This is a genomic window from Variovorax sp. FW301-JW7 (assembly GCF_058788795.1).
This window is the reverse complement of the sequence record NZ_JBYTBC010000002.1, coordinates 436,781-456,560: the sequence shown is the minus strand read 5'-3', so window position 1 is coordinate 456,560 and position 19,780 is coordinate 436,781. Positions and strand designations below refer to the sequence as shown.

The 19,780-nt window shown below is 69.6% G+C and carries 19 protein-coding genes; 13 read left to right on the top strand and 6 right to left on the bottom strand.

Translation table 11 applies throughout. The features are described 5' to 3' along the window. Positions 1–2: 2 nt before the first annotated feature. Entirely contained in the window at positions 3–1,502 is a 1,500-nt protein-coding gene (locus AC3WQM_RS07140; RefSeq protein ID WP_492677534.1) for a carotenoid oxygenase family protein, read from the top strand. Positions 1,503–1,513: 11 nt separating this feature from the next. On the opposite strand, the gene AC3WQM_RS07135 is transcribed toward AC3WQM_RS07140, so the two are convergent. Beyond that, positions 1,514–2,587 carry an aromatic ring-hydroxylating dioxygenase subunit alpha gene (locus AC3WQM_RS07135; RefSeq protein WP_492677532.1) on the bottom strand — a complete coding sequence of 358 codons (1,074 nt, stop codon included), beginning with the start codon at positions 2,585–2,587 and terminating at the stop codon, positions 1,514–1,516. A gap of 350 nt (positions 2,588–2,937) precedes the next feature. On the opposite strand from AC3WQM_RS07135, the gene AC3WQM_RS07130 reads away from it, so the two are divergent. From AC3WQM_RS07130 to AC3WQM_RS07120, 3 genes are read left to right on the top strand one after another with little or no spacing between them, the layout of a single operon-like run. Beyond that, positions 2,938–3,966 carry an ABC transporter substrate-binding protein gene (locus tag AC3WQM_RS07130; protein ID WP_492677530.1) on the top strand — a complete coding sequence of 343 codons (1,029 nt, stop codon included), beginning with the start codon at positions 2,938–2,940 and terminating at the stop codon, positions 3,964–3,966. After that, on the top strand, positions 3,963–4,490 hold the full coding sequence (locus AC3WQM_RS07125; protein WP_492677528.1) for a nucleoside deaminase: 528 nt from the start codon (positions 3,963–3,965) through the stop codon (positions 4,488–4,490). The genes AC3WQM_RS07130 and AC3WQM_RS07125 overlap by 4 nt, the downstream gene beginning before the upstream one ends. A gap of 22 nt (positions 4,491–4,512) precedes the next feature. After that, entirely contained in the window at positions 4,513–5,343 is an 831-nt protein-coding gene (locus AC3WQM_RS07120) for an urease accessory protein UreD (protein WP_095744141.1), read from the top strand. A 20-nt stretch (positions 5,344–5,363) separates the two neighbouring features. Here AC3WQM_RS07120 and AC3WQM_RS07115 read toward each other — a convergent pair whose 3' ends face one another. From AC3WQM_RS07115 to AC3WQM_RS07105, 3 genes are all read right to left on the bottom strand, one after another. After that, positions 5,364–5,819, bottom strand: a complete 456-nt coding sequence (locus tag AC3WQM_RS07115; protein ID WP_492677526.1) for a hypothetical protein — start codon at positions 5,817–5,819, stop codon at positions 5,364–5,366. A 91-nt stretch (positions 5,820–5,910) separates the two neighbouring features. Further along, positions 5,911–6,330: a sel1 repeat family protein gene (locus tag AC3WQM_RS07110; RefSeq protein WP_492677524.1), complete on the bottom strand. Its 420-nt coding sequence runs from the start codon at positions 6,328–6,330 to the stop codon at positions 5,911–5,913. 114 nt (positions 6,331–6,444) lie between these two features. After that, positions 6,445–7,497, bottom strand: coding sequence for a YeiH family protein (locus AC3WQM_RS07105; protein ID WP_492677522.1), 1,053 nt, complete (start codon positions 7,495–7,497; stop codon positions 6,445–6,447). 70 nt (positions 7,498–7,567) lie between these two features. Here AC3WQM_RS07105 and AC3WQM_RS07100 point away from each other — a divergent pair, with 70 nt between their 5' ends. Further along, positions 7,568–8,452 carry a LysR family transcriptional regulator gene (locus tag AC3WQM_RS07100; protein WP_492677520.1) on the top strand — a complete coding sequence of 295 codons (885 nt, stop codon included), beginning with the start codon at positions 7,568–7,570 and terminating at the stop codon, positions 8,450–8,452. Positions 8,453–8,506: 54 nt separating this feature from the next. On the opposite strand, the gene AC3WQM_RS07095 is transcribed toward AC3WQM_RS07100, so the two are convergent. Both AC3WQM_RS07095 and AC3WQM_RS07090 read right to left on the bottom strand, forming a co-directional pair. Further along, positions 8,507–8,713 (bottom strand): YbdD/YjiX family protein, encoded by a 207-nt coding sequence (locus AC3WQM_RS07095; RefSeq protein WP_492677518.1) that lies wholly within the window; start codon positions 8,711–8,713, stop codon positions 8,507–8,509. Positions 8,714–8,730: 17 nt separating this feature from the next. After that, positions 8,731–10,803 carry a carbon starvation CstA family protein gene (locus tag AC3WQM_RS07090; RefSeq protein WP_095744137.1) on the bottom strand — a complete coding sequence of 691 codons (2,073 nt, stop codon included), beginning with the start codon at positions 10,801–10,803 and terminating at the stop codon, positions 8,731–8,733. 220 nt (positions 10,804–11,023) lie between these two features. Between AC3WQM_RS07090 and AC3WQM_RS07085 the strand changes: the two genes are divergently transcribed. From AC3WQM_RS07085 to AC3WQM_RS07050, 8 genes are all read left to right on the top strand, one after another. Further along, the gene (locus tag AC3WQM_RS07085) at positions 11,024–11,428 is read left to right on the top strand and encodes a type IV pilin protein (protein ID WP_492677516.1); all 405 of its coding nucleotides are present in this window, start codon (positions 11,024–11,026) and stop codon (positions 11,426–11,428) included. Beyond that, positions 11,422–11,982 (top strand): prepilin-type N-terminal cleavage/methylation domain-containing protein, encoded by a 561-nt coding sequence (locus AC3WQM_RS07080; protein WP_492677514.1) that lies wholly within the window; start codon positions 11,422–11,424, stop codon positions 11,980–11,982. The genes AC3WQM_RS07085 and AC3WQM_RS07080 overlap by 7 nt, the downstream gene beginning before the upstream one ends. Next, positions 11,979–13,124 (top strand): PilW family protein, encoded by a 1,146-nt coding sequence (locus AC3WQM_RS07075; RefSeq protein ID WP_492677512.1) that lies wholly within the window; start codon positions 11,979–11,981, stop codon positions 13,122–13,124. Before AC3WQM_RS07080 ends, AC3WQM_RS07075 begins: the two co-directional genes overlap by 4 nt. Next, a complete protein-coding gene (locus tag AC3WQM_RS07070; RefSeq protein ID WP_492677509.1) occupies positions 13,121–13,741 on the top strand; it encodes a pilus assembly PilX family protein in 621 nt (206 codons plus the stop codon). Before AC3WQM_RS07075 ends, AC3WQM_RS07070 begins: the two co-directional genes overlap by 4 nt. Before the next feature lie 26 nt (positions 13,742–13,767). Next, positions 13,768–16,836: a pilus assembly protein gene (locus AC3WQM_RS07065; protein ID WP_492677507.1), complete on the top strand. Its 3,069-nt coding sequence runs from the start codon at positions 13,768–13,770 to the stop codon at positions 16,834–16,836. A gap of 17 nt (positions 16,837–16,853) precedes the next feature. Next, complete coding sequence (locus AC3WQM_RS07060) at positions 16,854–17,378, top strand: GspH/FimT family pseudopilin (RefSeq protein WP_492677505.1); 525 nt, start codon at positions 16,854–16,856, stop codon at positions 17,376–17,378. A 114-nt stretch (positions 17,379–17,492) separates the two neighbouring features. Further along, the gene (locus tag AC3WQM_RS07055; protein ID WP_492677503.1) at positions 17,493–18,341 is read left to right on the top strand and encodes a DUF6502 family protein; all 849 of its coding nucleotides are present in this window, start codon (positions 17,493–17,495) and stop codon (positions 18,339–18,341) included. Next, on the top strand, positions 18,338–19,723 hold the full coding sequence (locus AC3WQM_RS07050) for a DUF5666 domain-containing protein (RefSeq protein WP_492677501.1): 1,386 nt from the start codon (positions 18,338–18,340) through the stop codon (positions 19,721–19,723). The genes AC3WQM_RS07055 and AC3WQM_RS07050 overlap by 4 nt, the downstream gene beginning before the upstream one ends. Positions 19,724–19,780 lie beyond the last annotated feature (57 nt).

Below are 19,780 nucleotides of genomic sequence, written 5' to 3'. Positions count from 1 at the left end.
CCATGGAACGACGCGAACTCCTGCGCCTGCTGGCCACGGCCGGCGCCCTGCCCCTGCTCGCCCCGCTCGCACGCGCGGCCGGCACCACCGACGACTGGCAAGCCCAGTTCGAAGCCGCCGATGCCCCCTGGAAGATCGGCTTCGCCACGCCCCCGAGCGACCTGCCGTTGACCCGCGCCACCGTGCGCGGGCGCTTTCCCGACGCCGTCGCCGGTACGCTGTTTCGCATCGGCCCGGCCGGCCACGACCTGGGCGGCGAGCGCTACCACCACTGGTTCGACGGCGACGGCATGGTGCACCGCTTCGTGATCGAAGGCGCCGACGTGCGCCACCAGGGCCGCTACGTCGCCACGCCCAAGCGCGTGGCCGAGGTGAAGGCCGGCCGCCACCTCACCGAAGCCTTCGGCACCATGCCGCCGGACGTGGAGCCGCCCACCTCGGCCGACGCCATCAACGTCGCCAACACCAGCGTGCTGCCGATGCAGGGCGAAGTACTGGCGCTGTGGGAAGGCGGCTCGGCCACGCGCATCGACGCGCGCACGCTCGACACGCTGGGCGTGAAGACCTGGCGCGCCGACCTCGCGGGCATGCCCTTCTCGGCCCACCCCAAGGTCGACCCGGACGGCACGGTGTGGAACTTCGGCGTGAGCTCGGGCCAGAGCCTGCTGGCGCTGTACGAGATCGCGCCCGGCGGCGCGTTGCGCCGCGCGGCCGTGGTGCCGGTGCCCGAGCTGCCCATGGTCCACGACTTCGCCGTGACCGCGCGGCACCTGGTGTTCCTCATGCCGCCGCTGGTGTACGACAGCAAGCGCAAGGAGGCCGGCGCGAGCTTTCTCGACGCCCACGTCTGGCGGCCCGAACTCGGCATGCGCGCGCTGGTGGTCGACAAGCAGGACTGGGACAAGCGCCAGCTGCTGGAGCTGCCGGCCGGCTTCCTGTTCCACGTCGGCAATGCGTGGGAAGAAGACACGCCGCGCGGTGCGCGCATCCACATCGACTACGTGCGCACGCAGAACGCCGAGTCGGTGTTCACCAGCAACCGCGAGGTGATGCGCGCGCGCCGCGTGCGGCGCAACGAACCGCGCCTGACCGTCGCCACGCTCGACCTGGGAACGGGCAAGGCCACGCAGCGGGAACTGCCGCTGGAAGCCGAGTTCCCGCGCATCGACCCGCGCCGCGTCGGCCTGCGCCACCGCCAGGTCTTGCACGCCACGCAGACGCGCGCCGACGTGCCCGGCTTCGGCGCCGTCGCGCGCACCGACATCGAGAGCGGACGCAGCCAGCGCTTCAGCTACGGCGCGCAGGCCATCGTGGAAGAGCACGTCTTCGTGCCCGACGGCGCGAAGCCCGGCTGGGTGCTGGGCACCGCGCTGGACTTTGCTCGGCAGCGGACAGTGCTGTCGTGCTTCGCCGCCGACCACCTGGCCGCCGGGCCGGTGGCGCAGGCGACGCTGCCTTACGCGCTGCCGCTGGGGTTGCACGGCGCCTTCGTGAAGGCCTGAACGCCGCCCGTTCAGGCGGCCTTCGCGATCGGGATCGTCAGGCCCCGGTGCACCTCCGCCTCGCCGTGCCTGGCCAGCAGCTGCATCAGGTGCTTGCGGATCAGCATGCCCGGCCGGTCGGACTCCATCGAGTACTCCACGCCGCGCCGCCGCGTGTCGACCAGCGCGTCGGGGTCGGTCGATTCGAGGATGTCCTTGTCCTCGCGCGTGATCTCCTCGTCGAAGTCGATCAGCATCTGCGCCGCGCAGTCGGCCTCGGTGTCGTTGCGGAACAGCCACTGGCACAGCTGCATGCGCCCGTCGTCGATGGGCGTGAAGCAGTTGATGATGATGTGGCGGATGCCGCTCGGGTACTCGATGTCGAGCCGACGCGCAAACGGCAGGAAGTAGGCATTGCGCATGTGGCGCGTGGTGATCGCATCGGTCACTCCGCTGATCGCGTGGAACTTCACCGGGTTGGTCGCTTCGATCACCGTCTCGGCATGGAAGCCCGACTCGTTTTCCACCAGCTCGTACCTGCTCGGCTTCGGGCTTGCGGCCACGCCGAAGGTGGCGCGGTGCACGAAGCTGAAGTGCGAGTTGTCGAAGGAGTTTTCGAGCGCGCGCATCGGGCTGGTCTGCCACTCTTCGTAGAACTGGAAGATCGCGCGGTAGCCCGGGTCGTCGAACTCGGGAATGGCCGGGATGTCGGCAATGGGTTCTTCCAGTGCCACCCAGGCGTAGCCGTAGCGCGCGGTGCAGTGGTAGGCCGTGGTCTTGTACTCGGGAGAGATCTTGCGGTCGGGCTCGTACTGCGGAATGCGCACCACCTGGCCGCTGCGGTCGTAGGTCCAGCCGTGGTAACCGCACTGGATCGCGCCCTGCCCGCAGGCCTTGCCTTCGCCATCCACGCACCAGCCCTTCGAGAGCTTCGCGGTGCGGTGGCAGCAGCGGTCGCGCAGCGCAGCCGGCTGGCCGTCGGCGTCGAGAAACAGAACGATGTCTTCGCCCAGCAGCCGAAAAGGCTTGGGGCCGTGGGCCAGTTCGGTGAGCGGCATGACGGCATGCCAGAACTTGCGGAAGACGGGTTGTCGGGTGACGAGCATGGGCGAACTCCTTCGTTGTTGCGTGGGGGAACGAACGTGAAAGAGCAATTTCCTGCTTCGTCGGCATGCCTGACGAAAGGCATGCGCGAGGCTGAACGCTTCTACTCTGCGCCGATCGACTTGCAATTAGCGCGCCCGGATTGTGGCGCGCCCTTGTCGCGCGTCCAAGCCCCGCGCCGCGATGCCCGAGCGCCGCACCCTGGCATGCCTCATGCAAGACAGCGAGCAAGAGTAGAAGCGTTCAGCAGCGCACGCACCAACCCCGTGCGCCCGCCCGGAAATTGCTCTTGAGGCGCCTCCCGCCCGCGGTGGGAGGCATCCGTCAAGACCACCGACTCCGAGGCCCCACCATGCAACGCCGATCCTTTCTTGCCGCCGCTGCCGCCACCCTCGCCGCCCCTGCCGTGTTCGCGCAGGGCGGCAAGCTCACACCGCTCAAGTTCACGCTCGACTTCCGCATCAACGGCCAGACCGCGCCCCTCTTCCTGGCGCAGGCCAAGGGCTACTACCGCGACGAGGGGCTGGACGTGACGATCGACACCGGCGCCGGCTCGGTCGCGTCGATCACCCGCATCGCCAGCGGCGTCTACCAGCTGGGCCTGGGCGACATCAGCTCGCTGGTCGAGTTCAACGCACAGAACCCGGGCACGCCGGTGGTGCAGGCCGTGTACCAGTACTACAACCGTGCACCGTTCGTGATCATCGGGCGCAAGGACCGCGGCGTGACCAGCGACTTCAAGAGCCTCACCGGCAAGAAGGTGGCGGCCGCCGCCGTCGAGTCCACGCGCCGCGCGTGGCCGATGGTGGCGCGCAAACAAGGCATGCGCGGCGACGCCTTCCAGTGGCAGACCACCGACTTCAGCGCGCGCGACAACGTGATGGTGCGCGGCGACGTCGATGCCGCCACCTACTTCCACGATTCGGCCGTCTCGCTCTTCGCGCGCATGAAGGCCGACGAGCTCTCGGTGCTCAAGTATTCGGATGCGGGCGTCAACCTGTACGGCAACGCGATCCTGGCGAGCAGCAACCTCATCGCGCAGAACCCGAAGGTGGTGGCGGCTTTCTTGCGCGCCACCAACCGCGCCATCGTCGAGACCTTTGCCAACCCCGTGCCCAGCATCGCGGCCATGCGCCAGCGCGAACCGATCCTGGACGAGAAGGTCGAACTCGAACGCTGGGGCCTCACGGCGCAGTACGTGGGCGCGGCGGACACGCGCGGCCACGGGCTGGGCGACATCCGCAAGCTCACGCTCGAACAGCAGGTCGACGAGGTGGCCGACACTTTCGGCCTCAAGATGCGGCCTTCGGCCGATGCCCTCTTCAACGGCGCGATGCTGCCGGCGCGCAGCGAGCGCCTTCTTCCCGCACCCAAGGCATGAACCTTCCTGACCCTTCCATTCCCACCCTCCCCGAAGAAACCACGCTCGACGAGCGCGACGGCCGCTACCTGCGCAAGGCCATCGTGTGGTCGCACGCCGCGCGCCGACGCGGCAACCGACCCTTCGGCTCGGTCATCGTCTCGGCCGCCGGCGAAGTGCTGGCCGAGGCCGCGAACATCAATGCCGAAACCGGCGACTGCACCGCCCACGCCGAAGTGAACGCACTGCGCGCACTGGCCGGCCGCGGCCTCACGCGCGAGGAGCTGGCCGGCGCCACGCTCTATGCCTCGGGCGAACCGTGCGTGATGTGCGCGGGCGCGATCTTCTGGTCGAACATCGGCCGCGTGGTGTTCGGCATCGACGCGCAGCGGCTGCGCGTGTTCCGTGGCGAACGGCAGGACCAGCGCGATGCGGAGTTGTCGTGCCGCGATGTGTTCCGTGCGTCGCCGCATCCGATCGAGTGCATCGGGCCTGCGCTCATCGATGAAGCGGCTGCCGCGCACGACGGCGCCTGGAAGACCTGAGCCGGCGCACTAGACTCGCCGCATGCCCTGGCACGCCCGTCTCCACCTCGCCTACCAAAAAGAAGCCGACCGCAGCGTCGCCCGTTTCCGCCACGACGGCCCGCTGCGCATCCTGCAGAGCCTCTACCCCGAGGGCGATGCCGTGTGCCACAACGTGCTGGTGCACCCGCCCGGCGGCCTCGTGGGCGGCGACACGCTCGATATCGACATCGAGGCCGCCGACGGCAGCCACGGCCTGATCACCACGCCCGGCGCCTCGCGCTTCTACCGCTCCGAAGGCGAGACCGCGCTGCAGCGCACGCGCATCCGCCTTGCACCGGGCGCGCGGCTCGAATGGCTCCCGCTCGAAGCCATCTGCTACAGCGGCTGCCAGGCCGAGAACCGGCTCACGCTCGAGGTCGCACCGGGCGCCGAGATGATCGGCTGGGACGTGTGCGCGCTCGGCCTGCCCAACGCCCACCAGCCCTTCGAACGCGGCACCTACCTGCAGCACATCGAGGCCCCCGGCGTGTGGCTGGAACGCGGGCGCATCGACGCGAGCGACCACCGCCTGCTGCAAAGCCCGCTGGGCCTGGGCGGCCACCGCTGCCTGGCCTCGCTGTTCGTCGTGGCGGGTTCGCCGATGGCCAAGGCACGGCGCGAGGCCCTGCTGGCGCAGGCGCGCGGGCTGCTCGACGTGCACGAACTGCACGAGAGCGCGGGCGCGACCAGCCCGCATGCGGAAGTGGTGGTGCTGCGCGTGCTCGCGCCGGTGGTCGAGCCCGCGATGCAGCTGCTGCGGCAGGTCTGGCAGGCGTGGCGCAGCGAGCTGTGGCAACTGCCCGCGGCCACGCCGCGCATCTGGGCGACCTGAGACGCAGGCGGCCGTCGCCGCTACTGTCGTGTCTTCAGACGGTAGGTGCCGTTGAACGGATACGGGGACGAACCGTTCTGCCCCACCGCCTGCACGTCGACCGTCAGCGTGTGGCCCGAGAAAACGAGCGCGCCCGTGAGACGCGGCCTGCGCTCCTTCTCGTAGTGCTCCCGCAGCCGGAGGTCGCGAGGGTGCCTGGAAGGCGCCTTCTTCTCGGCCGCCTTGTCGAACTCGCTCACCTCGTACACCGAGGCGTCGGCTGCGTCGACGCGCCCTTCGATCGACGGCACCCGGATGCGGGATTCGAGTTCGTAGCTGCGGTGAAAGATCAGCGACACAGGGTCATGCACCATCAGGCCCCGGGTGGCGTAGAGCGTGACCTCGTACCCGTCGGCGGTCCGGGTGACAGTCGCGTCGGGCTTGTTGCCTGTTGCCGTGCACCCGGCGAGCGCGAGCACGAACAGGAGCGAAGACACGGTGCGCCTGAGTTGGTCCGCGGGAGAAGGAGTGGGCATGCAACGGCGCGCTCATGAAGGAGCGCCGAGTATGGCCGCACCGCACCCGCCATCAACCGCAGGCGATCTTTCCGGACGGCGCGCTGCGCAACCTGTTGAGAAACGCCAATTGCACCCTGGCCGTTTCGCTGCCCTGCCCGGCGGCGCGCAGCATCCACGTGCGCGCTTCGCAGCGGTCGGCCTTCACGGCCGGGCCGTACAGCGTGGGCCCCGTCAACAGCACCATGCCCAGCATCTCCTGCGCCTCGGGATGGCCTTCGGTGGCGGCCTGGCGCAGTTGCTCGAGCATCGTGCGGTAGTCGCGTGCGGCCTGCGCTTCGAGGGCGAGCTGGTAGCGCTGCTCGGTCTGCAGATCGGTGTTCACATCGAAAGGCTTCGCTGCAGCGATGGCGGCAACGAGGCACAGCGCGCCTGACAGAAAGATGCGCCAGCGCAGCGACCAACTGGCGATCTGGTTGAGTTCGGATGACATCGGTTTTTCTCCACGGGTTGCGTGGCACCGATGGTCCCGCGAAGGCGCGCGCAGGAGAAACTGGAATTCACGCAGGACGCCTCAGGCGCCGCCTGAGCCCTGCGCGAAATTCGTTCAGAACATCGCCAGCACGGCCGCGTTCACCGCATAGCCGCCGGCAGTCAAAAAAACGAACAGCAGCGCCCCCAGCTTGAGCGGTTGCGCCCCGGCCTTGCGCAGGCTCGCGGCGCTGGTGCGCAGGCCCATCGCGGCCATGGCGGTGGCGAGCAGCAGCGTGTCGAGCTGCACGAGCCCGGCGACGAGTGCGTGCGGCAGCACGTCGAGCGAATGCACGGCGCTCACGGCGATGAACAGCACCGCGAACCATGGCACGCGCACCTGGCGCCAGCACGCGCCCAGGCTCGCCGCGCCCGGCGTCGAGGCCGCCACGCGGAACGACAGACCCATGAGGAACGGCGCCAGCATCATCACGCGCAGCATCTTCTCGACCACGGCCGCGTTGGCCGCGCCCGGGCCGACGGCCTCGCCGACCGCGACCACCTGCGCCACCTCGTGGATGGTGGAGCCCGCGAAGAGACCGAAGGCATGCTCCGTGAGCCCGAGGTACGGATAGACCAGCGGGTACGCCACCATCGACAGCGTGCCGAACACCACCACCGTGGCGACGGCGATCGACACCTTGTGCTCTTCGCCGCGCACCACGGGCTGCGTCGCCATCACGGCGGCGGCGCCGCAGATGGCGCTGCCCGCGCCGATGAGCGCGGCGGTCTCGCGGTCGAGCCCCAACCAGCGTGTGCCGATGCGCACGGCGAGGCCGAAAGTCAGCGCCACCATCGCCATCGCGATCAGCACGCCGGGCCAACCGACGGCGCCGATGTCGCTCAGCGAGATGCGAAAGCCGTAGAGCACGATGCCCGCGCGCAGCAAGGCGCTGCGCGCAAAGTCCACGCCCGCGCCGGTGCGCTGCGACACCGCGGGGAACACCGTGTTGCCGGCCACCATGCCCAGCGCGATGGCCAGCGTGAGCGCGCTCAGGCCCAGGTGCACCATCGGCGGCCACTCGGCCAGCAGCGCGGCGGCGGCGGCCAGCAATGCAGACAGCAACACGCCGGGGCCGCAGCGGCGAACGAAGGAGAAACAGGGCAGGGAGGCGGCAAGGGAGGACATGGACCCGAGCTTAGGAATCGACACCCCATGAGTCAAAGACATAAACTTCACCGATGCATGAAGTTAAGTTATGACCCTCAACCTGCACCTGGTGCGCCTGTTCGTCGCCGTGGCCGAGGCGGGCAGCTTCTCGCGCGCGGCCGAGGGCCTGTGGATCAGCCAGCCGGCGGTGTCCAAGGGCATCCGTGAGCTGGAGCACCAGCTCGACCTGACGCTCATCGAGCGCGGCGCGGGCAAGGGCTTCCGGCTCACGGAGGCCGGCGCGTCGCTGCTCACACATGCGCGCGGCATCTTCGCGATGGAGCGCGCGGCGCTGGACGACGTGCGCGCGCGCGTCGGCGTGCAGCGCGGCAGCCTCACGCTGGGCGCCAGCACCACGGTGGCCAGCTACTGGCTGCCGCCGCAGATCGCGGCCTTCTGCGCCGCCTACCCGGCGGTGGTGCCGCGCGTCACGGTCGGCAACACGCAGTGGGTGTGCGAGCAGCTGCTCGAATGCCGCATCGACCTCGCGCTGGTCGAGGGCCGGGTGGACGAAGAGCGCGTGGAAGTGCGCGAATGGACCACCGACCCGCTCGCCATCGTCGCGCCGCCCGATGCCGCGCTGCCCCGGCGCGGCGTGACGGCCGCGCTGCTCGGCCGGCAGAACTGGATCCTGCGCGAGCCCGGCTCGGGCACGCGCCAGGCCACCGAGGCGCTGTGCGCGGCGCATGGCATCGACGCGCCGCCGTGGATGGAAATGGCGAGCAACGAAGCCATTGCGCGCACCGTGGCCAGCGGGGTCGGCGTCTCGATGCTGCCGCGCGTGGTGGTGGCCGACATGCTCGCGCTGGGCACGCTGCGCGAGCTGAAGCTGCCGGGCGCGGTGCTGTCGCGGCCGCTGTACCGGCTGGCGCTGAAGAACCGGCCGCTCTCGCCGGCGGCGCTGCGGATGGCGCAGATCCTCGACGCCTCCTGAAACGAAAAAAGGGCGCACCGTGTGCGCCCTTTCACTCTGTCAGTCGCTGCCTCGTCAGCAGCAGCGGCCCTTGCCCGTGCCGTAGCGCGCCTCGAGCCGTTCGCGGAAGAACTCTTCATAGCTCATCGGCGCCCGGTCGGGATGGGTGGCCGCCATGTGCGTCAGGTAGACGTCGTAGTCGGGCAGCCCGACCATGAGCCGCAGCGACTGCTTGATCGAGCGGGCGATGTAGCGCCCGGCTTCCGGCATGGCGAGGCCCATGGCGTGCTTGCGTTCGTTCAGTGGGCGGCGGACGAGGCCGCGCCCATCGCCTCGAACGGCGTCTCCTGCGTGGTCGGCCGGTTGGCCGCGCGGGCCGCCAGGCAGGCCTTGATGCTGTAGACCAGCACGCTCAGCACCACGAAGATGAACAGCGCGCACAGCGCCGCGTCGAGCCGGTCGTTGAAGACGATGCGCGACATGGCTTCGGGCGTCTTGGCCGGCGCGATCAGCACACCGTTGGCCAGGCCGTCGGCGTACTTGGCGGCGTGCGACAGGAAGCCGATCTTCGGATCGCTCGAGAAGATCTTCTGCCAACCCGCCGTCAGCGTGCAGGCCAGCAGCCACACGGCCGGCGCCGCCGCCACCCAGGCGTAGCGCTCGCGCTTCATGCGGAACAGCACGACCACCCCCAGCATCAGCGCCACCGCGGCCAGCATCTGGTTGGAGATGCCGAACAGCGGCCACAGCGTGTTGATGCCGCCCAGCGGATCGACCACGCCCTGGTACAGGAAGTAGCCCCAGGCCGCCACGCACAGCGCGGTGGCGATCAGGTTGGCCGGCAGCGAGTCGGTGCGCTTGAGCGCGGGCACGAAGCTGCCCAGCAGATCCTGCAGCATGAAGCGGCCGGCGCGCGTGCCGGCGTCCACCGCCGTGAGGATGAAGAGCGCCTCGAACAAAATCGCGAAGTGGTACCAGAAGGCCATCATGGCCTGCCCGCCGATCACCTGGTGAAGAATGTGGGCCATGCCCACGGCCAGCGTCGGCGCGCCGCCGGTGCGCCCGAGGATGGTGGTCTCGCCCACGTCCTTGGCCGTCTGCAGCAGCATCTCGGGCGTGACCACGAAGCCCCAGCCGGAGATCGTTGCCGCGGCCTGTTGCACCGTGGTGCCGACCAGCGCGCCCGGGCTGTTCATCGCGAAGTAGATGCCCGGCTCGATGCACGAGGCCGCCACCAGCGCCATCACGGCGACGAAGGATTCGGCCAGCATGCCGCCGTAGCCGATGAAGCGCGCGTGGCGTTCGTTGTCGAGCATCTTGGGCGTGGTGCCCGAAGAAATGAGCGCGTGGAAGCCCGAGACGGCGCCGCAGGCGATGGTGATGAACAGGAACGGGAACAGGCTGCCCGACCACACCGGGCCGTTGCCCTGCGCAAACTGCGTGATGGCGGGCATCTGCAGCGTGGGCATCACGACCACGATGCCGATCGCCAGCGCGATGATCGTGCCGATCTTCAGGAAGGTCGACAGGTAGTCGCGCGGTGCGAGCAGCAGCCACACCGGCAGGCTGGCGGCCACGAAGCCGTAGCCCACGAGCATCCAGGTGAGCGCCTTGCCGTCGAAGGTGAAGGCCGGGCCCCACACCGGGTGCTGGCTGACCCACTGGCCGCCGAAGATGGCCGCCATGAGCAGCACGAAGCCGATCACCGACACCTCGCCGATACGGCCCGGGCGGATGTAGCGCAGGTACACGCCCATGAACAGCGCCACCGGAATCGTCGCGGCGACCGTGAAGCTGCCCCACGGCGATTCGGCCAGCGCCTTCACCACGATCAGGGCCAGCACCGCCAGGATGATGATCATGATCATGAAGGTGCCGAACAGCGCGATCATGCCGGGCACCACGCCCATCTCCTGCTTGACCAGGTCGCCCAGCGAGCGGCCGTCGCGGCGCGTGGAGATGAACAGGATGATGAAGTCCTGCACCGCCCCCGCGAACACCACGCCCGCCAGCACCCACAGCAAACCGGGCAGGTAGCCCATCTGCGCGGCGAGCACCGGGCCCACCAGCGGGCCGGCGCCCGCAATGGCCGCGAAGTGGTGGCCGAACAGCACATTCTTGTCGGTCGGCACGTAGTCCAGGCCGTCGTTGTGACGGTGCGCGGGCGTCTTGCGGTTGGCGTCCAGCCCCAGCACCTTGTCGGCGATGAACAGGCTGTAGTAGCGGTAGGCGATCAGGTAGGTGCAGAGCGCGGCGGTCACGACCCAGAGGGCGTTGATGCTTTCCCCCCGGCTCAGGGCGACGGTGCCCAGCGCAAAAGCGCCGAGCACGGCCACGGCCAGCCACACCAGATGGCGGCGAATGTTGGGCATGCGGATGTCTCCTCGATATGAACCGGGCGAGTGTTCCCCGCCCGCCGCCGGGCCGCATCCGTCGCACTGCGCGGGCCGGGCGGGTGGAATTGCCTAATGGATAACCCCTAAACCCATCTTGCGGGGTCGGCATCGTCGGTGCCATGAAGCGTTTGTGTTTACGTTAAATGTGATAAATTCACATTCACTAACAATGTGAAACAACTCTGACGAGTCCACGATGACCCAGCATTCGCAGGCGCGCACAAGCCGCGGCTTCACATTGATCGAGGTCATGATCACGGTGGCCATCGTGGCCATCCTGGCGTCGATCGCCCTGCCCAATTACCGGCAGTACGTCATCCGTTCGAAGCGTTCGGCGGCCCAGGCGCAGATGATGGACATCGCCAACCGGCAGCAGCAGTTCCTCATTGCCAACCGCAGCTACGCCGACAAGACGGCACTGACCACCAGCGGCTACAGCCTGCCCCCCGAGGTCAGCGGCAACTACAGCTACGACGTCACGCTTCAGGCCTCCGGCCCGCCCACCTTCACGATCACCTTCACCGCGATCGGCGACCAGCAAAGCGACGGCAACCTCGGACTCACCAGCGAAGGCGTGAAGACGCCGGCCAACAAATGGTGAGCGCCACCTTGCAGCACCAGCGCGGCACCACGCTGATCGAGGTGCTGGTCACCCTGCTCGTGCTGGCCTTCGGCCTGTTCGGCCTCGTGGGCCTGCAGGCCCGGCTGCAGGCCTCCGAGATGGAGTCGTACCAGCGCTCGCAGGCGCTGATCCTGCTCAACGACATGGCCAGCCGCATCGCCATCAACCGCCGGGTGGCGGCCAGCTACGCGACCAGCGCACCGCTGGGCGGAACCGATGCCTGCCCCACCGGCACCGGCACGCGCCAACAGATCGACGCCAGGGAATGGTGCAACGCACTGCAGGGCGCCGCCGAGTTCTCGGGCAACGACAAGCTCGGTACCGTGATCGGCGGGCGCGGCTGCGTGGAAGACATGGGCAATAACGAGTACCTCGTCACCGTCGCCTGGCAAGGCCTCGGACCGATCTCGGCGCCGCCGGCCGGCGTGGCCTGCGGCAAGGACCTCTACGACGGCGGCACCGGTTCGAAGTGCATCAACGACCTGTGCCGCCGCACCGTGACCACGCTCGTGCGCATCGGCTCGCTCTCATGAACCCGAGGCGCCCGCACCCCACCGCACGCCGCGCCCAGCGCGGGCTGACGCTGATCGAGCTGATGGTGGCCATCACCATCATGCTCATCGTGATGGCCGCGCTGCTCACGCTGTTCCTCAACGTGAGCGGCTCCCAGCGCGAGATGGAACGCGTCAATCGCCAGATCGAAACCGGGCGCCTGAGCATCTTCGTGCTCGAGAACGAGATCTCCCACGCGGGCTTCTGGGAAAACTACATGCCCGAGTTCGACGACCTCACCGTCAGCGCCGCGCCCACGCACGTGCCCACCGGCGCCGTGCCCGACCCGTGCCTGGCCTACTCGGCCGCGAACTGGACCGAGGACTACAAGCGCCAGCTGCTCGACCTGCCCGTGCAGGTCTACGACAGCGTGCCCGCCACCTGCACCGACCTGCTCACGCACAAGAAGGCCAACACCGACGTCCTCGTGGTGCGCCACGCCGACACCTGCCTGCCCGGCACACCCCACTGCGACGCCGACGTGGCCGGCGCGATGTACTTCCAGTCGTCGCTGTGCGGCACGCAAAAGCCCTCGTCGTTCGACCTCTCGACCGGCGCCTTCGACCAGATGTTCCTCAAGGACTGCACCACCCCTTCGCCCAAACGCAAGCTGGTGACCGACATCTACTACGTGCGCGACTACGCCGAGGCCGTGGGCGACGGCGTGCCCACGCTGTCGCGCTCGCGCTTCGACCTGGTGGGCGGCACGCTCGCGCAGCAACCGCCCACGCCGCTGATCGAAGGCGTCGAAGGCTTTCGCGTCGAGCTCGGCCTGGACACGCTGAGCAAGACCGGCGCCGCCGTCAACTACGCCCAGGCCATCGCCTGGGCCGACCCGGCGAACAAGTCGACGCCGTCCAACCGCGGCGACGGCAGCCCCGACGGCGCCTTCGTGCATTGCAGCACCGCCTCGGCCTGCACCGCCGACCAGCTGGTCAATGTGGTGGCCGTGAAGCTGCACGTGCTGGCGCGCGCCGCCGCCATCTCGCCGGGTCACACCGACACGCGCACCTATCAGATGGGCGCCGCCACGCTCGGGCCGTTCAACGACCACTACAAGCGGCACGCGTTCGCGACCACCGTGCGCCTGACCAACGTCACCGGCCGCAGGGAAACGCCATGAAGCCACGCGCGCACGCCGGCCGCCCTACCCCAACCCAGCGCGGCGCCGCGCTGATCATCGGGATGATCATGCTGCTGCTGATCACGCTCGTGGTCACCGCCGCCTTCAACCTCAGCGGCGCCAACCTCAAGGCCGTGGGCAACCTGCAGACCCGCAACGAAGCCGTGGCCGCCGCCAACCGCGCGATCGAGGAAGTCGCGGCCAGCCTGCTGGTGCCCGGCAGCGACGGCACCCCGTCGATCGCGCCGCCGCAGGGCACCGTGAGCATGGTCGACATCAACAACGACGGCGTGGACGACTACAAGGTCGTCGTCGCCCCGCCTGTGTGCGTGCGCGCCACCAAGGCGGTCGACAGCGGGGGCGGCGGCAGCACGGGTCCCGGCGGCATCACCGGCGGCGCGTCCAGCAGCGGCTCGGGCCTGGGCGCCCTGCCCGACCAATACAACGCCGTGTGGGACATCAGCACCACCGTGACCGACGTCACCTCTGGCGCCACCGGCATCTCGACCTCCGTGCGCCAGGGCGTGCGGGCACTGCTCAACAAGGCGCAGTTCGATGCGCTGTGCGCGCCGCCGGCGCCCACCACGCCGGCCGCGCCCGCGGCGGCCCCCTCTTGAACCACGACGATGAACGGGTCCCCGCCATGACAAGGAAACTACTCACCACGCTGTGGGCCGCCGTGCTGCTCGCGTTGCCGCTGCAGGCCGCGCAGGCGGAGGACATCGACCTCTTCGTGGGCTACAACCCCAGCGCCACGCAGGCCCCGAACGTGCTGTTCGTGCTGGACAACACGGCCAACTGGAACCAGCCCTTCACGGCCGAACTCACCGCGCTCGCCAACGCCTTCGAAAGCCTGAAAGCCGACAAGTTCAAGGTCGGCCTGATGATGTTCACCGAGACCGGCCAGGGCAACTCGAACAGCGACGGCGGCTACGTGCGCGCCGCGGTGCGCACGCTCGACGACGGCACCAAGCTCAAGTACGGCGCCATGATCCGCAGCCTCGACAAGCTCGGCGACAAGTCCAATGGCGGCAAGGCCGGCAAGACCATGGCCGAGGTCTACCGCTACCTGGCCAGCGCCGCACCCATCGCCGGCAACGGCAAGGTCAAGGCCGACTACACCGGCAACGTGAGCGGCACCGCGGCTTCGAAGGCCATCTACGCGCTCACGCGCAACGCCCTGGCCAGCGTCAACGCCAGCACCTACGTCGGCCCGAGCACCGAGAACTGCGTCGGCACCTTCGTCATCTACATCAGCAACGGCGCGGCACAGGACAACAACAACGACAGCAAGCTCTCCAGCGACGCCCTGCGCGCCGCCGGCGGCGACACGACGCAGATCACGCTCACCCCCAGCGGCTCGCAGGACAGCATGGCCGACGAATGGGCGCGCTTCCTGCAGACCAGCATGGGCGTGAAGGTCTACACCATCGAGGCCGCCAAGGCCACGCAGGGCCAGGGCCCGGGCTGGAGCGCACTGCTGCAGAGCATGGCCACGCAGAGCAAGGGCGAGTACTACGACCTCACGACCAAGCCCCAACTGGGCGCTGCGCTCGGCGAGGCGCTGGACGACATCTTCAGCAAGATCCAGTCGGTCAACAGCGTGTTCTCCTCCGTGAGCCTGCCGGTGAGCGTGAACACCCAGGGCACCTACCTGAACCAGGTGTTCGTCGGCATGTTCCGCCCCGACGAGAACGCCTTTCCGCGCTGGAACGGCAACCTCAAGCAGTACAAGCTCGGGCTGGACAGCAGCAGCCAGCTGATCCTGCAGGACGCGGACGACAAGAACGCGGTCAACAACCAGACCGGCTTCATCGCGCCCTGCGCGCGCAGCTTCTGGACACCGGCCGCCAGCGACAGCGACGCCTACTGGAGCTTCCGGCCGTCCGGCGACTGCCTCAAGAAGGAAGCCGCGGACAGCCCCGACGGCAACGTGGTGGAAAAAGGCGCGCAGGGCTACATGCTGCGCGGCGTCGTGCCGGCCGTGCGCAACATGAAGACCTGTGCGGCGGGCAGCTGCACCGCGCTCACCACCTTCGACGACGGCAACACGGCCATCACCATGGCCGCACTCGGTGTCGCCGCAACCGCCGACCGCACCAAACTCATCAACTGGGCGCGCGGCCTGGACAACAAGGGCGACGAGAAGCCCGACGCCCAGGGCAACCCGGTGCCCTCGAGCGCCATGCGGCCTTCGGTGCACGGCGACGTGGTGCACTCGCGCCCGGTGGCCATCAACTACGGCACCGACGCCGCGCCCCAGGTCGTGGTGTTCTACGGCGGCAACGACGGCGTGCTGCGCGCCATCAACGGCAACCGCAACACGGCCATCGGCGGAGCCGCGGCCGGCTCCGAGCTGTGGTCGTTCATGCCGCCCGAGTTCTACGGCAGCCTCAAGCGGCTGTACGACAACACCACGCGCGTCAACTTCCCCGGCCTGCCCGTCAGCGTGGGCGCCGTGGCACCCAAGCCCTACGGCATGGACGGCGCGGTCGCGGCCTACCGCCAGGGCAGCACCGCCTGGCTCTACGCCAGCATGCGCCGCGGCGGCCGGCTGGTGTACGCCTTCGACGTCTCGTCGCCCGCCGCACCCACGCTGAAGTGGCGCAAGGGCTGCCCCAACCAGAACGACGACACCGGCTGCGACACCGGCTTCGAAGGCATCGGCCAGACCTGGTCGGCGCCGAAGGTGCTGCGCGCCAGCGGCTACGGCAGCGGCAACAGCCCGGTGCTGGTCTTCGGTGGCGGCTACGACAAGTGCGAAGACGTCGACGCCAGCACCGCCGCCCAGGCCTGCGGCACCGGCGTGAAGGGCAACCGGATTTACGTGCTCGACGCCGACACCGGCGCGCAGCTCCAGGTGTTCACCACCGCGCGGCCCGTGGCCGGCGAAGTCACGGTGGTCACCGACACGCTCGGCGTCGCCAAGATCGCCTATGCCGCCGACCTGGGCGGCAACGTGTACCGCATCGCCATCGGCAGCGCGGCGCCGTCCGCCTGGACCATGACGCAGATCGCCTCGCTCGGCTGCGACACCGTGACCACCTGCACGCCCAACCGCAAGTTCATGTTCGGCCCCGACGTGGTGACCGACAACGGCGCCTACGTCGTGCTGCTGGGCTCGGGCGACCGCGAGAAGCCGCTGCGCTACTACAGCGCCGCGCTCGGCGTGGCCAACCGCTTCTACATGCTGGTCGACAAGCCCACCGACGCCACCTGGCTGACCAGCGAGGTCGACCGCTGCGGCACCGGCAACGGGCTGCTGTGCCACGCCTCGCTGCAGGCCATCACCGACGCCAGCACGCCGACCTCTTCCGACCTCGCCACCAGGAAGGGCTGGTACCTCGGGCTCGCCGCCGGCGAACAGGTCGTGACCGGCTCGGTGACCGCCTACGGCACCACCACCTTCAACACCCACACGCCCACCAATCCCAACACGCAGTCGTGCCGCGCCGACCTCGGCACCGCGCGGGTCTACAACGTGTCGTACGTCAACGCGGCCGCCCAGGGCACCAACGGACGCTTCCAGAACGTGGTGGGCGGCGGCCTCGCGCCCACGCCCGTCGTGGGCCGCGTCCAGCTCGACAGCGGCGGCATGCGCGACGTGGTGATCGGCGCCAACCCCGACTCCTTCCTCAGCCCCAAGGGCACCGCGCCCAAGGCCGCGTTCAAGCAGCCCAAGGGCCGGGTCTACTGGTTCATCCAGAAGTAAACGCCGAGCCGTTCCGCATGCGCAACGTTCGTCCTGCCCCAGCACGCGCCCATGCGCGCGGCTTCACGCTCATCGAGCTGATGGTCACGCTGGCCGTGCTGGTGGTGCTGATCGCCATCGCCGTGCCCTCGTTCGACAGTATCCGGCTGTCCACGCGGCTGAGCAGCTACGCCGCCGCGCTGGTCGCGGGCACCCAGCTGGCGCGCAGCGAGGCCATCAAGCGCAACGCCCCCATCACCCTGTGCGCCTCGGCCGACGGCACCAGCTGCAGCACCAACGGCCAGTGGGAAGCCGGCTGGATCGTGCGCAGCGACACGCAGGTGCTGCGCGTCGAGCCCGCGGCCGCCAGCGGCTACCGGCTGCGCGAGGCCGGCGGCGCCAGCGCCGTCGTGTTCCAGGCCACCGGCCTGGGCGCGGGCCAGAGCCGCATCACCATCTGCCGCGCCACCCCGAGCGCCGACCCATCGCGCGCCGTGAGCATCAGCGCCACGGGACGCACCACCGTCACCCGGTCGAGCGGCGGCACCTGCGCCGCGACCTGACCCGGCCGAGCGGGTCCACCGGACCAACGACAATAGGGCCCTGTGGCAAGCCCGGGCGCCGGTCCCGCCTTTCTTGCCTCGACGACCTTCACCAGGAACAACGCTCCCGCATTCATGGAACACCGGCTGGACTGGGCCCTTGCCGCCTGCGCTCGCATCCTCAGGCCCGTGGTCCGGCTGGCGCTGGCCATGGGCGTCAAGCACCCGCACCTCGAAGCCCTGCTGCGCGACCTGCTCATCGAGGAAGCCCAGCGCACCTGGCGCGGCCAGGGCGTGACCAAACCCAACCTCAGCCAGATTTCGGTCACCACCGGGCTGAACCGCAAGGTCGTCACCGCCAAGGTCCGCGCCACCGTCGATCCGCTGCCCCACACCGAGCTGTCAGCGGCGGCCAAGACTTTTACGTTGTGGTTACAGATGACCACCGACGACGACACCCTGCGCCGCCTGCCCGTCGTCACCGAGGGTGACGGGCCGTCGTTCGAGCGCGTGGCCCGCCTGGCCAGCCGGGGCAACGTGCACCACCGCACCATCCTCGACGAGCTGGTGCGCCTGCAGATGGTGGCCGAGAGCGACGGCAACGCCGAACTCACGGCCGACGGCTTCGTGCCGGTGGAAGACCTGCAATCGATGCTCGCCTTCCTGGGCGACAACGGCCGCGACCACCTGCTGGCCGCCGTCTCCAACACCCTGGGCGACAAGCCCCGCATGCTCGAGCGCGCCGTGTACGCGCGCGGGCTCTCCTTGGCCGACTGCACGGCCATCGAGCGCCTCGTGCGCGAGCGCTGGGCCGTCCTGCACCACGAGCTGGCCCGCGAGATGACCGAGGCCGTCGACCGCGTGCCCCCCGAGGCCAAGGCCACCACGAAGGCCCGCATCCGCGTCGGCATCTACACGTACTACGAAGACGAAGAAGGCGCGCCCGCCCCTCGCGCGCCAAAGAACAACGAGCCTGCCCGATGACCACGATCTCCCCCTCCTTGCGACTGGCGCGCGGCCTGCTGATTGCGGGCGCCATGGCCCTGCTTCTCTCCTGCGGAGGCGGCGGCGGTGGCGGTGGCGGTGGCACGACAGGCTTCGGCGTGCCCGGCACGACGGCCACCGGCACCGGTAACGGCACCGGCAGCAACGGTGGTGGCGGCGACGGCAGCGCCGGTTCGGGTGACGCCGCAGGCTCCGGCGGCAGCAACGGCACGGGCAACGCCGGCGGCAGCGACAGCACCGCCAGCAACACCAACGGCGACGGCTCGGGCGTGGGCTCCGGCGGCACCGGCGTGACCGCGGACGCCGCCGGCATCGGCGCGGCCGATGGCCTGGGCAGCGTGATCCTCAACGGCCTGCGCTACAACACCGACAGCGCCACCTTCAGCCTCGAGGACACCACCGAGCTGCAGATCGGCATGAGCGCGCGCATCGCCGGCAAGGTCGACGCCAACTTCACCAGCGGCATCGCCGCCACCGTCGTCTCGGCCGCCGAGCTGCGCGGCGCCGTGTCGGCCATCGACCTGAAGGACGGCAGCTTCACCGTCATGGGCGCCCGCGTGACCACCGACAACGCCACCGTCTGGGGCGACGCCAAGGGCACCGGCGACCTCGTCGACGGCGCCGTGGTGCAGGTGTGGGGCCTGCCCGCCGCGCCGGGCATCCTGCGCGCCACGCGCGTGCTGGTGGCGCCCGCCACCACCGCCCCGCTGGCGACCGGCACCGTGCAGAACCTCGACCGCGGCGGCCAGCAGTTCACCCTCGGCCTGCTGACCGTCGACTTCGGCGGCGCTGCCTTCGGCCCCGGCATCGATGCCGCGAGCCTGGCCAACGGCGCCCTCGTGCGCGTGCGCGGCACGGCGGCACCGGCCGCCGGCCGCTTCACCGCCACCCAGGTGCAGGGCTGGTACGCCATTCCCTCGGCCGACGGCATCGCGCTGCAGCTGGCCGGCGTGGTCACCGACTTCGCCGCGCTGGGCGACTTCCGCGTGCTGGGCAACAAGATCGACGCGCGCAACGCCCAGATCACCGGCGGGCCCAGCGGCTCCATCGGCAACGGCGTGAAGGTCGAGGTCGACGGTTTCCTCTCGAGCCAGGTGCTCGTGGTCAAGAAACTGCGCATCCGCCACGTGCCCGGCACCGGCGGGCCCGTGTCGTTCACCGTGATCGGCGCCATCGGCGGCTACCGGTCGGCCGCCGACTTCACCGTGCGCGGCCAGCGCGTGGATGCCAGCGGCTCCGGTACCATCTTCGAAAACGGCACCGCCGCAGACCTGGGCAACGGCAAGCGCGTGACCGTCGTCGGCGACCATGTGGTCGACGGCGTGCTCATCGCCCAACGCGTGAGCTTCACGCTGCCCTGAGGTCCGGGCCCCGGCGGTCCGGCCGCGCAGTGCATGCACCCAGGGTGCACGCACCGC

Bases quoted from the DNA above. Each gene is read 5' to 3' on its own strand.
- AC3WQM_RS07090 (WP_095744137.1), bottom strand. From the start codon at position 10,803: ATGCCCAACATTCGCCGCCATCTGGTGTGGCTGGCCGTGGCCGTGCTC.
- AC3WQM_RS07110 (WP_492677524.1), bottom strand. From the start codon at position 6,330: ATGTCATCCGAACTCAACCAGATCGCCAGTTGGTCGCTGCGCTGGCGC.
- AC3WQM_RS07125 (WP_492677528.1), top strand. From the start codon at position 3,963: ATGAACCTTCCTGACCCTTCCATTCCCACCCTCCCCGAAGAAACCACG.
- AC3WQM_RS07075 (WP_492677512.1), top strand. From the start codon at position 11,979: ATGAACCCGAGGCGCCCGCACCCCACCGCACGCCGCGCCCAGCGCGGG.
- AC3WQM_RS07080 (WP_492677514.1), top strand. From the start codon at position 11,422: ATGGTGAGCGCCACCTTGCAGCACCAGCGCGGCACCACGCTGATCGAG.
- AC3WQM_RS07100 (WP_492677520.1), top strand. From the start codon at position 7,568: ATGACCCTCAACCTGCACCTGGTGCGCCTGTTCGTCGCCGTGGCCGAG.
- AC3WQM_RS07095 (WP_492677518.1), bottom strand. From the start codon at position 8,713: ATGGGCCTCGCCATGCCGGAAGCCGGGCGCTACATCGCCCGCTCGATC.
- AC3WQM_RS07055 (WP_492677503.1), top strand. From the start codon at position 17,493: ATGGAACACCGGCTGGACTGGGCCCTTGCCGCCTGCGCTCGCATCCTC.
- AC3WQM_RS07070 (WP_492677509.1), top strand. From the start codon at position 13,121: ATGAAGCCACGCGCGCACGCCGGCCGCCCTACCCCAACCCAGCGCGGC.
- AC3WQM_RS07065 (WP_492677507.1), top strand. From the start codon at position 13,768: ATGACAAGGAAACTACTCACCACGCTGTGGGCCGCCGTGCTGCTCGCG.
- AC3WQM_RS07140 (WP_492677534.1), top strand. From the start codon at position 3: ATGGAACGACGCGAACTCCTGCGCCTGCTGGCCACGGCCGGCGCCCTG.
- AC3WQM_RS07105 (WP_492677522.1), bottom strand. From the start codon at position 7,497: ATGTCCTCCCTTGCCGCCTCCCTGCCCTGTTTCTCCTTCGTTCGCCGC.
- AC3WQM_RS07085 (WP_492677516.1), top strand. From the start codon at position 11,024: ATGACCCAGCATTCGCAGGCGCGCACAAGCCGCGGCTTCACATTGATC.
- AC3WQM_RS07135 (WP_492677532.1), bottom strand. From the start codon at position 2,587: ATGCTCGTCACCCGACAACCCGTCTTCCGCAAGTTCTGGCATGCCGTC.
- AC3WQM_RS07060 (WP_492677505.1), top strand. From the start codon at position 16,854: ATGCGCAACGTTCGTCCTGCCCCAGCACGCGCCCATGCGCGCGGCTTC.
- AC3WQM_RS07050 (WP_492677501.1), top strand. From the start codon at position 18,338: ATGACCACGATCTCCCCCTCCTTGCGACTGGCGCGCGGCCTGCTGATT.
- AC3WQM_RS07130 (WP_492677530.1), top strand. From the start codon at position 2,938: ATGCAACGCCGATCCTTTCTTGCCGCCGCTGCCGCCACCCTCGCCGCC.
- AC3WQM_RS07120 (WP_095744141.1), top strand. From the start codon at position 4,513: ATGCCCTGGCACGCCCGTCTCCACCTCGCCTACCAAAAAGAAGCCGAC.